General features: G+C 66.2%; 18 protein-coding genes. 10 read left to right on the top strand and 8 right to left on the bottom strand.

The genetic code is table 11. The features are described from left to right. Nucleotides 1-23: 23 nt before the first annotated feature. Entirely contained in the window at nucleotides 24-152 is a 129-nt protein-coding gene (locus tag GO608_RS19550) for a hypothetical protein (RefSeq protein WP_281505759.1), read from the bottom strand. An 83-nt stretch (nucleotides 153-235) separates the two neighbouring features. Here GO608_RS19550 and GO608_RS17105 point away from each other — a divergent pair, with 83 nt between their 5' ends. Together GO608_RS17105 and GO608_RS17100 are read left to right on the top strand one after the other, a co-directional pair. Next, entirely contained in the window at nucleotides 236-478 is a 243-nt protein-coding gene (locus GO608_RS17105; protein WP_169200358.1) for a type II toxin-antitoxin system Phd/YefM family antitoxin, read from the top strand. After that, nucleotides 472-738, top strand: coding sequence for a Txe/YoeB family addiction module toxin (locus tag GO608_RS17100; protein ID WP_169200357.1), 267 nt, complete (start codon nucleotides 472-474; stop codon nucleotides 736-738). Before GO608_RS17105 ends, GO608_RS17100 begins: the two co-directional genes overlap by 7 nt. 112 nt (nucleotides 739-850) lie before the next feature. On the opposite strand, the gene GO608_RS17095 is transcribed toward GO608_RS17100, so the two are convergent. The 3 genes from GO608_RS17095 to GO608_RS17085 all read right to left on the bottom strand — a co-directional run bounded on the left by GO608_RS17095 (nucleotide 851) and on the right by GO608_RS17085 (nucleotide 3,201). Then, nucleotides 851-1,603: an RES family NAD+ phosphorylase gene (locus GO608_RS17095; RefSeq protein ID WP_247003256.1), complete on the bottom strand. Its 753-nt coding sequence runs from the start codon at nucleotides 1,601-1,603 to the stop codon at nucleotides 851-853. Further along, a complete protein-coding gene (locus GO608_RS17090; RefSeq protein ID WP_169200356.1) occupies nucleotides 1,600-1,959 on the bottom strand; it encodes an MbcA/ParS/Xre antitoxin family protein in 360 nt (119 codons plus the stop codon). Before GO608_RS17090 ends, GO608_RS17095 begins: the two co-directional genes overlap by 4 nt. A gap of 84 nt (nucleotides 1,960-2,043) precedes the next feature. After that, nucleotides 2,044-3,201 (bottom strand): PQQ-dependent sugar dehydrogenase, encoded by a 1,158-nt coding sequence (locus GO608_RS17085; protein WP_211159609.1) that lies wholly within the window; start codon nucleotides 3,199-3,201, stop codon nucleotides 2,044-2,046. Nucleotides 3,202-3,495: 294 nt separating this feature from the next. Here GO608_RS17085 and GO608_RS17080 point away from each other — a divergent pair, with 294 nt between their 5' ends. The 3 genes from GO608_RS17080 to GO608_RS17070 all read left to right on the top strand — a co-directional run bounded on the left by GO608_RS17080 (nucleotide 3,496) and on the right by GO608_RS17070 (nucleotide 5,295). Further along, complete coding sequence (locus GO608_RS17080) at nucleotides 3,496-4,248, top strand: SDR family NAD(P)-dependent oxidoreductase (protein WP_169200355.1); 753 nt, start codon at nucleotides 3,496-3,498, stop codon at nucleotides 4,246-4,248. 8 nt (nucleotides 4,249-4,256) lie between these two features. Then, nucleotides 4,257-4,589: a cupin domain-containing protein gene (locus GO608_RS17075; protein WP_169200354.1), complete on the top strand. Its 333-nt coding sequence runs from the start codon at nucleotides 4,257-4,259 to the stop codon at nucleotides 4,587-4,589. Nucleotides 4,590-4,680: 91 nt separating this feature from the next. Continuing rightward, entirely contained in the window at nucleotides 4,681-5,295 is a 615-nt protein-coding gene (locus GO608_RS17070; RefSeq protein ID WP_169200353.1) for a hypothetical protein, read from the top strand. A 108-nt stretch (nucleotides 5,296-5,403) separates the two neighbouring features. On the opposite strand, the gene GO608_RS17065 is transcribed toward GO608_RS17070, so the two are convergent. Both GO608_RS17065 and GO608_RS17060 read right to left on the bottom strand, forming a co-directional pair. Beyond that, nucleotides 5,404-6,171, bottom strand: coding sequence for a metallophosphoesterase family protein (locus tag GO608_RS17065; protein WP_169200352.1), 768 nt, complete (start codon nucleotides 6,169-6,171; stop codon nucleotides 5,404-5,406). Between the two features lie 63 nt (nucleotides 6,172-6,234). Next, nucleotides 6,235-6,654: a putative zinc-binding protein gene (locus tag GO608_RS17060; RefSeq protein WP_169200351.1), complete on the bottom strand. Its 420-nt coding sequence runs from the start codon at nucleotides 6,652-6,654 to the stop codon at nucleotides 6,235-6,237. 113 nt (nucleotides 6,655-6,767) lie between these two features. On the opposite strand from GO608_RS17060, the gene GO608_RS17055 reads away from it, so the two are divergent. From GO608_RS17055 to GO608_RS17045, 3 genes are all read left to right on the top strand, one after another. After that, nucleotides 6,768-7,679 carry a LysR family transcriptional regulator gene (locus tag GO608_RS17055; RefSeq protein WP_169200350.1) on the top strand — a complete coding sequence of 304 codons (912 nt, stop codon included), beginning with the start codon at nucleotides 6,768-6,770 and terminating at the stop codon, nucleotides 7,677-7,679. 128 nt (nucleotides 7,680-7,807) lie between these two features. Continuing rightward, nucleotides 7,808-8,206 carry a thioredoxin family protein gene (locus GO608_RS17050; RefSeq protein ID WP_169200349.1) on the top strand — a complete coding sequence of 133 codons (399 nt, stop codon included), beginning with the start codon at nucleotides 7,808-7,810 and terminating at the stop codon, nucleotides 8,204-8,206. Nucleotides 8,207-8,225: 19 nt separating this feature from the next. Then, entirely contained in the window at nucleotides 8,226-8,447 is a 222-nt protein-coding gene (locus GO608_RS17045) for a hypothetical protein (protein WP_169200348.1), read from the top strand. Nucleotides 8,448-8,465: 18 nt separating this feature from the next. Here the strand turns inward: GO608_RS17045 and GO608_RS17040 are convergent, their stop codons facing one another. Both GO608_RS17040 and GO608_RS17035 read right to left on the bottom strand, forming a co-directional pair. Next, on the bottom strand, nucleotides 8,466-8,669 hold the full coding sequence (locus tag GO608_RS17040; protein WP_169200347.1) for a SlyX family protein: 204 nt from the start codon (nucleotides 8,667-8,669) through the stop codon (nucleotides 8,466-8,468). A 78-nt stretch (nucleotides 8,670-8,747) separates the two neighbouring features. Then, entirely contained in the window at nucleotides 8,748-10,361 is a 1,614-nt protein-coding gene (locus GO608_RS17035) for an NAD(P)/FAD-dependent oxidoreductase (protein ID WP_169200346.1), read from the bottom strand. A gap of 315 nt (nucleotides 10,362-10,676) precedes the next feature. Here GO608_RS17035 and GO608_RS17030 point away from each other — a divergent pair, with 315 nt between their 5' ends. Both GO608_RS17030 and GO608_RS17025 read left to right on the top strand, forming a co-directional pair. After that, nucleotides 10,677-13,439, top strand: coding sequence for a bifunctional diguanylate cyclase/phosphodiesterase (locus tag GO608_RS17030; protein ID WP_169200345.1), 2,763 nt, complete (start codon nucleotides 10,677-10,679; stop codon nucleotides 13,437-13,439). A 111-nt stretch (nucleotides 13,440-13,550) separates the two neighbouring features. Then, the gene (locus GO608_RS17025; RefSeq protein WP_169200344.1) at nucleotides 13,551-13,766 is read left to right on the top strand and encodes a dodecin; all 216 of its coding nucleotides are present in this window, start codon (nucleotides 13,551-13,553) and stop codon (nucleotides 13,764-13,766) included. Nucleotides 13,767-13,854 lie beyond the last annotated feature (88 nt).

Raw genomic sequence — 13,854 nt, 5'->3', positions numbered from 1 at the left:
TTGCCGACGGCTGAAAATCCACGCTATACCGCCAGCATCGGCAGCCCGCCCGCGACGAGGAAGTGTCCGAGCGGGAAGCGATGCACGAACCACTCTTCGTGGCAGTAGAAGCGCACTTCGGCGGCGTCCGTTTCCGCGAGCCATGCCTGCATGAAGTCCGGTCGCCAGGCAGGTCAGAGTCACTTGACACACGTACGCCATCGCGTACCATAAAGCCTCTTTGGAGGTGCGCGAAATGAACACACTTACCGCCAGCGAAGCCCGGGCAAATCTTTACCGGCTCATTGATCAAACAGTTGAGTCTCATGAGCCAATCATCATTACCGGAAAACGCAACAGTGCCGTGCTTCTCTCCGCAGAAGACTGGAGCGCGATTCAGGAAACTCTGTACCTGCTAGCCGTACCTGGCATGCGTGGGTCCATCAAGGCTGGCATGGCCGAACCTCTCGCAAAAAGCTCGAAGGAGCTTAAGTGGTAAGTTGGGAAGTCGTTTATGCCAGGCAAGCACTGAAGGACGCAAAGAAACTTGCTGCAAGCGGTCTTAAACCAAAGGCGCTAGAACTGCTCGCGATTCTTGTTGACGACCCATTTAAAAATCCACCTCCCTTTGAAAAATTGGTCGGTGATCTTGCCGGCGCATACTCTCGTCGCATCAATATTCAACACCGCATCGTGTACGAAGTCTTTGCCAACGAGAAAACGGTTCGCGTTCTGCGCATGTGGACGCACTACGAATGAGCGGCCCAACCCAGCCATTCCACCGGCCCTGTCAAGTGGCTAGCCTGCGACAGCCCACCCATCATTCGAGCGAACCTACGCGAAAAGTCGCCCCGGCCGCTCAATTCAAACGCTATACCGCCGGCATCGGCAGCCCGCCCGCGACGAGGAACTGCCCGAGCGGGAAGCGATGCACGAGCCGCTCTTCCTGGCAGTAGAAGCGCACCTCGTCGGCATCCGTCTCGGCGAGCCACGCCTGCATGAAGTCCGGCCGCCGGGCGGCCAGCGCCATCGGGGTGAATAGCGCGACGTTGAGGCCGCCGGCGGGGTCGCGCGCCGAGACGTATTCGAAAGCTTCGACGCCGGCTTGCCGCATCGCCGTGCCGAGTCGCTGGGTCGCGGTGTAATCCACGCGGTCGGTGAGCTGCTCGCGCCAGTGGTCGAACGGCGGGGACTGCAGTTGCACGCCGCGGGCGCAGCGCCACGGCGCGCCGAACAGCGTGTGCTGGGACGCCAGCGGCGACGCCGGCGCGACCGCCATGCCATGCCAGAAGACGAAGCGGTAATAGGCCGATTCGGCCAGCACCGTTGCCGTGTCGAACGCCGCGTAGAACAGGCCCGGCTCGAAGTGCCCGCCGAAACGCGAGCCGTGACGCAGCGGCGGATAACGGAACGGGGTCGCGAGCAGGTAGTGCAGGCCGCGGGCCGCTTGCGGCAGCGGGGGCTTCGAGCTTTCCAGCAGGGATTCGAGGAGCGCCTGTTCCTCGAGCGTATCGACGAGGCGGTTCGTCGCGATCTGCTCCTGGCTCTCGACGAGCCGCACGAAGTCGCCGGCGAGCTCGACGACCGGCGCCTCTGCACCGACCGCCGCCCAGATGTCCGTCACAGCCGGCCGCGGATCGCGTCGAGGTATTCGACGACGCGCAGCAAACCCTGGACGGTGCGAATCTGCTCGGCCGGGATGCCGCCGACGTGGAGGTTGTCGGTGTGCATCCAGTGCTTCATCTGCGCGGCGTCGCCGCCGACGAGCGCGAACAGCGCGCGATACGCCCGGATCAGCAGCAGCGCGAGTTCTCCGGCCTTGCTGTCGGGGTCGACGCCGTTGCGGCTGATCGCGGTCCGGTCCTTGCCGATGACCACGCCCACCGCCGCCTGCGTCAGCCCCATTTCCTTGCCGGCGTTGAGCAGGGCCTTGGTGACGACCTGCGTCGCATCAGGTTTGCGAAGGGTGGCAACGCTCATGGCTGGTGATCCTCAACAAGGTGCGTAAGCTCATTTTGATATCACTTTGATGTGTTTGCAACATCAAAGTGATATCAAGCGGGGTCAGCCCGGATCGAGCCGAAGAATCCGTCCGTCGCTTTCGTCGAGCAGATATAGCTTACCGTCCGGCCCCTGCCGCACGTCCCGGATGCGCTTGCCCAGTCCGGTCAGCAAGCGTTCCTCGTGCGTGATGCGAGCGCCGTCCAATTCCAGTCGTGCCAACAGCTGCGCGCGCAGGGCGCCGACGAACAGACTCCCTTTCCACGCGGGAAAAGCGTCCCCGGTGTAAAAGGCCATCCCCGACGGCGCGATCGACGGGATCCAGTAATGCACCGGAGGTTCGATGTCGGCACGCTCGCTGCCTTCGCCGATCTTCGTGCCGGTACCGTAGTTGCGGCCATAAGTGATCACCGGCCAGCCGTAGTTGCGTCCCGGCTGGATGACGTTCACTTCGTCGCCGCCCTGCGGACCATGCTCGTGCGCCCACAGCACGCCGGTTTCCGGATGCAGTGCCGCGCCCTGCACGTTGCGATGGCCGTACGACCAGATCTCGGGCTGCGCGCCCGGCTTGCCAACGAAAGGGTTGTCTGGCGGCACGCTGCCATCGGGCCGGATGCGTACGATCTTGCCGAGATGGCTGTCGAGATCCTGCGCCTTGTCGCGATACGAAAAGCGTTCGCCGAGCGTGACGTAGAGCAGCCCGTCGCGGTCGAACACCAGCCGCGACCCCCAGTGATTGCGCCCCGAAGGGTCGTCGTTCTGCGCAAAGATCACTTTCACCCGGGAAAGGCTCAGACCTTCGACATCGAGCTCGGCACGGGCTACCGCGGTACGGGCCGCGCGCCGCGTCGGTTCGGCGTACGAGAAGAAGATCGTGCGGTCGTCGGCGAAGCGCGGACTCAGCACGACATCGAGCAGGCCGCCCTGCCCGCCGGCCTGGACTTCGGGCACGTTCTTCAGCGGCGCCGACAGCTTGCCGTCCGGGGATACGACGCGCATGCGCCCGGGCCGCTCCGTCACGAGCATCCGGCCGTCTGGCAGGAACGCCAGGCTCCACGGGAGCTCCAGCCCGCGCGCAACCTCGACGATTTTCACCGGTCCGGCTTCGCTGCGGACAGTTTCCTGCGCCAGCGCGGCATGGAAGTTCGCCGCGAGGCCGACGAACGCGACGAACGACGACACGGACGCGGAAATGACGAGCAGGCGACGGATCGGAAGCATCGGATTCTCCTCGTGGCTGGCCGGACAACGCCCCGCGTGGGGGTTTCCATCGGATCGGAAAGGGCGCTGGCTCGATAAATGACATCGTCGAGCTCGGGCGAGTTCAGAAATCCGTGCGTACGCGGCGGTCCGATCGCCGTGGCGGTGGGAACGCGACGGGCGCGTACTTGTCATGTTATTTGATCGAAGCAACAGTCGGATGGCGACGATTGATGCATATCAATGAGGGCAGCAGCGCGGACAGTGATGCTTGCCCAACTCCACAAAGGCGGAAAAACCGGTGAGGATGCGAACATGAAAGGACGTCTGGAAGACAAGGTCGCGGTCGTGACCGGGGCGAGCAGCGGCATTGGTCGCGCGATCGTCGAGCGCTACGTCGCCGAAGGGGCGAAAGTGGCCGCGTTCGGCCGCAACACCGATGCGCTCGACGCGCTCGCGGCCGCGCACCCGGGGAAAGTCGTCACCGTCAACGGTGACGCCACGTGCGCCGAGGACCTGCAGCGCCTCGTCGACGAGACGCTCAAGGCGTTCGGCGGCGTCGATATCGTCGTGCCGAACGCCGGCATCGCCCGGGTCGTGTCGTTCGAGAACAGCACGCGCGAAGCGTTCGAGACGCAGTTCTCGGTGAACCTCTTCGCCGCAGCCGAAACAGTGCGCCTCTTCCTGCCGCATACCCGCCGCGGCGGTTCGGTGCAGTTCATCACCACTTTCCTGACGCAGGTCGGTTTCCCCGGCCTCGCGATCTACAGCGCGAGCAAGGCAGCGCTGAAATCGTTCGCCCAGACGCTCGCGGCGGAGCTGGCGCCGAAAGGGATACGCGTCAACTCGATCGCGCCGGGACCGATCGCCACGCCGCTGTGGGGCACCGTCGGCCTGCCGCCGGACGTGCTCGGCGCAGTCGCCGGGCAGATCAACTCGCGACTGATGACGGGCGAGTTCGGCAAGCCGGAGGACATTGCCGAGACCTCGGTGTTCCTCGCGTCGGACGGCGCGAAGAACATCTACGGCCAGGACATTGTCGTCGACGGCGGCTACACCATCGGTTAGGAGACGTCATGGCAATTCCGCACGCCGCTTCCGGCGAACTGATCGACATCGCGCCCCTCGGCGAACGCGTCCGCGACACGGTCTCGTCGACGCTCATCAGGGCCGAGCACTTCGAGGTCTTCCGGCTGGTGCTGCCCGCCGGCAAGTCGACGCAGGAACACCGGGCCGCCGGCCTTATCACGATCCAGTGCCTCGAAGGTGTCGTCGAACTCGACGCGCACGGCCAGGCGCAAACGCTCACCCCCGGCACGCTGGTCTATCTCGCCGATGCCGAGCCACACGCGGTGACCGCGCTCGAGGACGCCTCGCTGCTGATCACGATGCTGCTGCATCGCGCTTGACGCGCCACCCATGATGCCCCACCCGTCGGCGGCCGGCCGAGCCGTGCCGCCGACGCCATTTTTCTCGAACCCACGATTCCCTGGAGCAGCAATGCAATTCCCCGATTTTTACCGCGCCGTGCCGCGACTCAAGGTGCGCGACGCGCTGGCCGCTTTCCTCGGCGCTGCCGAAGACGGCGTCATCGAATACGGTTACGAGGACGCCGTGAAGCTCGCCGGGCACTCGTGCCCGACGGTCGGCTCGGCCTATCTCCTCACCCGCCATGCGCTCACTGCGCTGTACCCCGACGGACTACCCGAACGCGGCGGAGTGCGCGTCGAGTTCCGCAACCGCCTCGAAGACGGCGTCACCGGCGTGATCGCGAGCGTCGTGACGCTGCTGAGCGGTGCGGCGCAGGACGGCGGTTTCAAGGGCCTCGCCGGGCGCCATGTACGTCGCGGGCTGCAGCAGTTCGCCGTCGACCTGCCGCTCGCACTGCGTTTCACGCGCCTCGACACCGGCGCGGCTGTCGACGCCGAAGCAGACCTGTCGACGGTTCCGGCCGATCCGGCGATGCCGTCGCTAATGGCGCGCTGCTTGATGGGCGAAGCGGATGCGGACGAGCAGCGGCAGTTCGGCTTATTGTGGCAGGACCGCGTGCGCCGCATCCTGCTCGATCACGGCAACGATCCGGAGGTGTTCCGCATCCGTCCTTCGTCGGCATAAGCTTTCGGGCAGCGGCCGACTTCCCATGGAGGCCGGCGCGGGTGTCCTGCCCGGAAAACCCGTGACGGAATTCCTGCTGAACTGCGAGTCGCCGAACGGTGGGCAGAGTCACCCGTCGACGATCACCGTCAGCGCCGGATCGAACCGCGGGTTCTCGTTCACGCCGTCCTTGCCGTAGCCACGCGGGTTGCACAGCACGCGCGTCACACCGATGCGGTAGTCGTGCGAATCATGGACATGACCGTGGATCCACAGCGCCGCGCCCGAGGCGGCGACGAGTTCGTCGAGATCGGAGACGAACGCCGGCGTGATCGGCGAATCGGCGTATTTGGGGTGCACGCTGCGCGTGCACGGCGCGTGATGGGTGACGACGACGGTCGTTCCGTCGTGGGGCGCCTGCAGCGTGGTGCGCAGCCACGCGGACGCGCGATCGAACAGCTCCGCGGACAGTGCCGGCGTGAACAGATCGGGCGCGTCGTCATCGATGCGGACGCGCGAAAAATCGTACATCAGCCGCGTCGCTTCGGCTCTCGATTGCTGCTGCCGTTCGGCCTCCGCGAACAGCCGGAAATCGCTCCACAGGGTGCAGCCGAGAATGCGCACTCGGCCGAACACCCCGCCGCTGCAGTCGAGGATGCGGACGTTGCTCCCTTCGGCCGCGGCCCGCAGCTTTTGCCCGACGCCCGACAGGCTACCGCCGTAGTACTCGTGGTTGCCGGGGATATAGACGACCGGCTGCGGAAATTGCCGCGCCCACGCGATCGCCCGCTCCGGGCGTGCGATGTCGCCCGCGAGGATCACGATGTCGGCATCGGTGAGCGGCGGCGCCATTTCGGCAACGTTCAGATGCAGGTCGGACAGGATCTGTATTTTCATCGCGCTCTTCCTCGATGCGGCCGCCTTCCCCGCACCCGGCGGGACGGCTGCCGCGGGTTCATGTTACGCGGCGAGCGGGTCCGCCGGCTGCGCGTCGGCCGACTCGAGCTCGGCACGCATGTCGCGGACGATGTGAATCGCCTGCGCCAGCACCCGGTCGGCTTCCTCGACGTCGAAATCGCTGCGATAGCGCTTTTTCACGCCGTGCTCGTGAAGCAGCACGTGGCGCGTCGGCACGACGCCGCGCTGCGCGAGGCTGTTCTTCACGCATTGCAGCGCGCAGCCGTCGAGCGCGAGGATCGGGCGACCCGAGCGGGCGGTGCGGACCAGCGGCCCGACATCCCCGCCGACGCCGGCGATGCACGACATTTCGGCCTCGTCGCGCCGGTCCAGCTTGACGGCGATGTAGTTCGCCATCTGGGCTGCGCTCGAGCAGCCCGAACATGAATAAACGAGCGGAAGATGCGGATCGCGACGGCTCATGGGAATACTCCTGAAACTCTGCAATGACGACGAATCGAGTGTAACCCTCTGGCCGAAAAGCACAATTCACTGAAGCAGAACAAGATTGTTTCCACTGGCGCTACAATCTTCCCATGGAACATCTTGTCAGCATGGCCGTGTTCGCCCGCGTCGTCGAAGCAAAGAGCTTTTCGGCCGCCGCCGTGCGTCTGGGCATGTCGAAGTCCGCGGTCAGCAAGCAGGTTGCGCGTCTCGAGGCGACACTCGGCGCTCGGTTGCTGAACCGCACGACGCGGCAGATGAGCCTCACCGAAGTCGGCGAAGCGTTCTATGTCCATTGCGCGCGCATGCTCGCCGAGGCGGAAAGTGCCGAGCAGATCGTCGGCCAGCTGCGCGCCGCACCTCGCGGGCAGCTGCGCGTGTCGTGCCCGGCCGCGTTCGGCCATCTGCACATTGCCCCGGCGATCCCCGCGTTTCTCGCACGCCACCACGATCTGAAGGTCGATCTCACGTTCACCGACCGGCCGGTGGACCTCGTCGAGGAAGGGATGGATTTGGCGATTCTCATCACCCGGGCACCGGCGCCGGGCGTCATCGCCCGTGCGCTCGCACCGCTGCGCTGGGTGGTGTGCGCGACGCGGCAGTATCTTGAGCGCAGGGGCGAACCTGCCCATCCGTCGGATCTCACGAGCCACAATTGCCTCTCGTACGCCTTCGAAGGCCATGACGATGCGTGGCATCTGCAGGACGAACACGGCGAGGTGAAAATCGCCGTCAGCGGCGACTTCCGCGTCAACAACGGGGAAGCGATCCGCGAGGCGGCGCTCGCACATCATGGCATCGCGCTGCTGCCGCGCTTCGTCGTGTGGCGCGACCTGCAGGCGGGGGCGCTGCGACAGGTGCTGCCGCAATACGAACCGCGCGGTGGCTCGGCGAGCAACATCTACGCGGTCTATCTGCCGAGCCGTTACATCCCGCTGAAAGTGCGTGCGTTCGTCGACTTCTACCGCGAGCAGATCGGTACGCCGGCATACTGGGACCGCTGATCGGCCGCCCGCTGCGCACGGAGATGCCATCCGTGAAGTCTGCGCGATGACGGCGGCCGGCGTGCGCGGAATATGCTAGCCTCGGCCGGTACGCGCCCTCGCGCGATGATCGACTGGCCCTCTTCCCGATGAACGACCAACCGCTTCCCGAACTCCTCGTCGCCTGCCTGTGTGCCGACTGGTGCGGCACCTGCCGCGACTATCGCGCCGGCTTCGAAGCCCTCGCGCGCGAGTGGCCGCAGGCCGGGTTCCACTGGGTCGACATCGAGGACGACGCCGACTGGCTCGGCGACCTGGACGTCGAGAACTTCCCGACGCTGCTGATCCAGCGCGGCGAGCTGGTGCTGTTCTTCGGCACGATGCTGCCACAGCACGTATTCCTGCAGCGCACCCTCGAAACTCTCGTAGCCTTCGACGACGACGAAGCGCGTGCGTATGCATTCGCGAACGAAGAGCGTCGCGCGTGGCAGCGTGACTGCAACTTCCGCGCAGCGCTGCAGCGCCGCAGCGCCGGGCACGACGCGTGACACGCGGCGCCGCAAACCGATGACCAGCCAGCCGCTCGACCGCAAACGCTGCCTGTCCTGCAAACGCTGGGGCGGCAGGCGCCGTCCCGGGAGCGAGCCCAGTAGCGTCGAATACGACGAGAACGACGACAAGGGGCCGTGCATCGAAGGACCGTGGCACGGCTCGCTGCGCGGCCCGCGCAATGCCTGCGGCCAGTGGGTAATGTGGGCCGAACTCGAAGCCGCCGAGCCAGCGCCCTGATCCTGCCTCCGCGACCCGTCAGTAGTGCGGCGGGATTTCGTCGCGCAGGTCGCGCGGGCGATCGCCCGGCGTTGCCGCGGCGAGTTGGCGGTGCAGTTCGAGGATCTGCTGCTGCAGCCGGTCGATCTGCTGCTGCTGGCGATAGACGGCGAGATTGAGCTCTTCGAGCAGGTCTTCGGACAGCGCGATCTTGGTCTCGATCTTCGTCAGGCGTTCTTCCATGCGTGTTCCTTCAGTTGCGCTGCGTCGCGGCATGCCGCAGCAGGATGAATCGGTGCGCATCAAGCGGCGCGGCGGCGCTCACACCCCGACCGGCGCGCCGAGCAGCGCAGTGGCGAGCGCTTCGGCGACGCGGATGCCGTCGACGCCGGCCGACAGGATGCCGCCCGCGTAGCCCGCCCCTTCGCCCGCCGGATAAAGACCTTTCACGTTCAGGCTTTGGCAGTCGGCGCCGCGCGTGATGCGCAGCGGCGACGAAGTGCGCGTCTCGACGCCGGTCAGCACCGCGTCGCGCATCGAGAACCCCTTGATCTGGCGCTCGAAAGCCGGCAGCGCTTCGCGCACCGCGTCGATCGCGTAGTCCGGCAGACTGGTCGCGAGGTCGCCGAGCTTCACGCCCGGCTTGTACGACGGCTCGACCGAACCGAGCACCGCCGACGGCTGGCGCGCAATGAAGTCGCCGACGAGCTGCGCCGGGGCGACGTAGCCGCCGCCGCCGAGCTCGAACGCGCGCGATTCCCAGCGACGCTGGAACTCGACGCCGGCGAGCGGCCCGCCCGGATAGTCGGCCGGCGTGATGCCGACGACGATGCCGGCGTTGGCGTTGCGCTCGTTGCGCGAATACTGGCTCATGCCGTTGGTGACGACGCGCTCCGGCTCGGAGGTCGCCGCGACCACAGTGCCCCCCGGGCACATGCAGAAGCTGTAGACGCTGCGGCCGTTCTTTGCGTGATGCACGAGCTTGTAGTCGGCGGCGCCGAGCAGCGGATGGCCGGCGTTCGGACCGAAGCGCGCGCGGTCGATCAGCGACTGCGGATGCTCGATGCGAAAGCCGATCGAGAACGGCTTCGGCTCCATGAACACGCCGCGCGCATGCAGCATCTCGAACGTGTCGCGCGCGCTGTGGCCGAGCGCGAGCACGACGTGGTCGCAACTGATCTCCTCACCGGACGCGAGCGTCAGTCCGCGCACGTGGCCGTCTTCGATCAGCACGTCGGCGACGCGCTGCTGGAAGCGGATCTCGCCGCCGAGCGCCTCGATGTCATGGCGCATCGCCTCGACCATGCCGACGAGCCGGAACGTGCCGATGTGCGGCTTCGCGACGTACAGGATCTCTTCCGGCGCGCCAGCCTTGACGAACTCGGTCAGCACCTTGCGACCGTAATGCTTCGGGTCCTTGATTTGGCTGTAGAGCTTGCCGTCCGAGAACGTCCCCGCGCCGCCCTCGCCGAACTGGACGTTCGATTCGGGGTTCAGCACGTTGTTGCGCCACAGCCCCCAGGTGTCCTTCGTGCGTTCGCGCACCGCCTTGCCGCGCTCGAGGATGATCGGCCGCAAACCCATCTGCGCAAGGATCAGCCCGGCGAAGATGCCGCACGGGCCGAAGCCGACGACGACCGGCCGGTTCGCGAAGCCTTCCGGCGCGCGGCCGACGAAACGGTAGTTCGTGTCCGGCGTCGGCACGACATGGCGGTCGCCGGCGAACTTGCGCAGCAGCGCGGCCTCGTCGCGCACGACGACATCGACGGTATAGATCATCGTCATCATTGCAGCCTTGCGGGCGTCGTAGCTGCGCCTGAAGACTGCAACCTGGCCGAGGTCGTCCGCGGCGATGCCGAGGCGCTCGACGATCGCAGCGCCCAGCGCCTCGGGCGGATGATCGAGCGGCAGCCTGAGTTCGGTGAGTCGCAGCATCGGGGATTCCAGTGTCCAGGTTGTATCGGGCCGGTGAAGGAGCCGGGATCACCACGCGGGGGGTCGCCGGGAGGGAGCGATTCTAAACGGGATCGCTGCGGGCCAGAACGTCGCGTGTTCCAGCCAGACCGAGCAGCACCCTCCCATGCGCATTCGCTGCTCTCGGGATTGGCGAACACGGCAGGTTTGGCATACAGTGCGCGGTCGGGGCACCTACCACTTTAGTCACATGGTTTCTGCCGGCTTGGCGCCCCCGGACTACAGTGATGACGACGTCTGCCCGCTCTGTCGCAGTCGTGTCGTGGAGGTTACGAGATGCGCCCTCAGGCTCCGCGCCGCCGCACGATCCGTTCGACGGTCGTACTCCTCGTCGTCGCCTGCATCCTGCCGGCCTGGCTGCTCGCTGCAATCGTCATCTACCTGTCCTACGAACGGGAACGAGCCGCCGTTCTCGACCAGACGCGCGAGGCCACCCACACCCTGCTGCGGCTCGTCGAACGGGACATCGCGGCAAACCAGGCTGCCCTGGAAACCCTCGCGGCGTCCGAGGACATCGACCGCAGCGACCACACCGAGTTCTACCGCCAGGCAAAGGAGGTTCTTCGCCACACCGCCGGGTTCACGATCGTGTTGACGGACGCTTCGGGACGGCAGCTCCTGAACCTCCTGCAGCCTCTGGGTTCGCCGTTGCCGCAGCATGCCAATCCGGCATTGCTGCGCCGCGTCTTCGAAACCGGCATGCCCATGGTGTCGGGCGTCTATGTCAGCAGGGTAACGCAAACGCCTGTCGTGAGCCTGGAAGTCCCGGTCATCCGCGACGAGAAAGTTCTCTACAGCCTGGGCCTGCGCATCGAGCTGAAACATCTCGGGGAGCTTATGCAGCAGCAGGGACTGCCCCCCGGACGGGTGGCAGTCCTCCTCGACAGCGAAGGCCGGCGACTCGCGCGAAGCCCCGCGGACGAGAAAGTGATCGGGCAGAAGACGTTTCCGGCCCTGCTCGAGGCGAGCCAGCGTCAAACGGAAGGCTCGATCGAGGCGGTCTCGCGGCTGGGCATACCTTTCGTGAGCTTCTTCTCGCGTTCCACCCCTTATGGGTGGACCGCCGCGGTCGGCGTTCGGCAGAGCGCGCTGACGGCGGGGCTGGGAGAATCGCTGCGCCAGTACGCCGTGGGCGCGCTCGTGCTGCTGCTCGGCGGACTTGCGCTCGCGGGTCTTCTCGGCCGCAGGATCGCCCGCCCGATGCAGGCCCTCGTCGCTCCGGCGCTGGCGATCGGCAGGGGCGAACCGGTTTCAGTCCCGCCGCTCGCGCTCGAAGAAGCCGACGAAGTGGGCCGCGCGCTGGCCCAGGCGCAGGAACTGCTGCACCAGCGCGAAGCAGACCGCGCGCAAGCGGAGGAGAAGCTCGCCCTCGCCGCGACGGCGCTCGACTCTGCGGTGGAGGGCGTGGTGATCGCGCGCGGCGGGCGAATTGCGACTGTCAATCGCGCGTTCACGTCGATCACCGGGTATCGGTCCGCGGAAGTGATCGGCCAGCCGCTCGCGATACTCCTCGCGGAAGCCGAAAAGACGCACCGCAACGACCGGCGCCGCGCGATGTGCGAAACCGGGCAGTGGCAGGGCGAAGTCCGCGGCCGGCGGAAAAACGGCGAGATGTATCCGGCGTGGAGCAGCATCAGCAGGGCCGCATACGGGTCGAGCGAGATGATCCTCGTCTGCGTTTTTTCCGACATCTCGGCCGCGAAGCAGTACGAGGCCCGCCTGCAGCACCTCGCGCATTACGACGCGCTGACGGAACTGCCGAACCGCCTGCTGTTTCGCGAGCGCCTCGCCGACATGCTGGTCCGCGCCGAGCGGCACGGGAACATGCTCGCGCTGCTGTTCATCGACCTCGACGGCTTCAAGCCGATCAACGACACTCTCGGGCACGAGGCTGGAGACGAACTGTTGCGGCGCGTGGCGGAACGCCTCGGCGGCTGCGTGCGCGCGAGCGACACGACGGCCCGCCTCGGTGGCGACGAATTCGCCGTCCTGCTCGACGAGCTGCGCTCCCCCGAGGAGGCCGGCATCATCGCCCGCAACATCCTCGATGCCCTCGAGCGGCCCTACATCCTGGCCGGGCAACCGCAGTGCCAGTACATCTCGGCGAGCATCGGCATCGGCTGTTATCCGTCTGACAGCCTCGACGCGGAAACGCTGCTGCGGCAAGCCGACATGGCGATGTACCGCGCCAAACAGGAAGGCAAGAACCGTTACCGCTTCTTTGCGCCAGAAATCAACGCCCAAGCGAGCGAACGGCTGTTCATGGCCAACAGTCTGCGCACGGCGCTCGACCGCGACGAACTCAAGCTGGTGTTCCAGCCCTGCATGGACCTCGCGACGCTCGAAGTCGCCGGCGTCGAAGCGCTGGTGCGCTGGGAGCATCCGCAAAAAGGGACGATTCTGCCGTCGCGCTTCATCTCGCTCGCCGAAGAGTCCGGGCTCATCGAGCCGATCGGCGAATGGGTGCTGCGGGAAGCGGCGCGCCGCGTGCGCGAATGGAAGAACGCGGGAATCTTCGCCGGCAGGGTCGCGGTGAACCTGTCGCCGCGGCAGTTCCGTCGCAGCGATCTTGCGAGCCGGCTGCTCGCGATGCTGGGCGAAGCCGGTCTCGCGCCCCGTGACCTCGAACTCGAGGTCACCGAAGGGATGATCATGGAACATCCCGAGCGCGCGGTCGTCGTGCTTACCGAACTCGTCGCAGCCGGGGTGAGCATCAGCATCGACGATTTCGGCACCGGCTACTCCTCGCTCGCCTATCTCAAGCGCTTCCCCGTCCACAGCCTCAAGATCGACCGCTCGTTCGTCAGCGGCCTGCCCGCCGACCGCAACGACCGATCACTGACCCGCGCGGTCGTGGCGCTTGCGAAAAGCCTCGGGCTGGCTGTCGTCGCCGAAGGCGTCGAGCACGCCGAACAAGCCGATTTCCTGCGTCGGATCGGATGCGATTTCGCGCAAGGTCACTATTTCTCCCGGCCGCTCGATACGGCCACGCTCGGGGCTTTCCTGCGCGAAGCGCGGACGCAGGAAGTGCATTCCTGACCCGTAGACTGACGAACTTCCCCCCTGCACCCTCCGCGCGGCTCGCCGGGCAACTCCGCGACATGCTCCTATACTGGAAAACCTGCCCATTCATTCCAGGAGGAGAAGACGATGCCAGATCAGAACCACGTCTACAAACTCGTTGAACTCGTCGGTACATCGCCCGTCGGCGTCGACGATGCGATCCGCAACGCGATCGAGCAGGCGAGCCAGTCGTTGCGGCACCTCGACTGGTTCGAAACCACCGAGATACGGGGGCACATCGCCGACGGCAAGATCGCGCACTTCCAGGTAAAGCTGAAAGTCGGGTTCCGCTTCGAATCCTGAACCGCGTACGGCCGCGCCACGTGCGGCCTGGCGATCCCGGATCATTCCGAAAACATCACGGCCGCACAGGATGCGGCCGTGATGTTTT

Origin of the sequence: Aromatoleum buckelii (assembly GCF_012910785.2) — a bacterium.
Taxonomy (GTDB): Bacteria; Pseudomonadota; Gammaproteobacteria; order Burkholderiales; family Rhodocyclaceae; genus Aromatoleum; species Aromatoleum buckelii.
The sequence above is the reverse complement of the archived record's forward strand: the minus strand, read 5'-3'. Positions and strand labels throughout refer to the sequence as shown.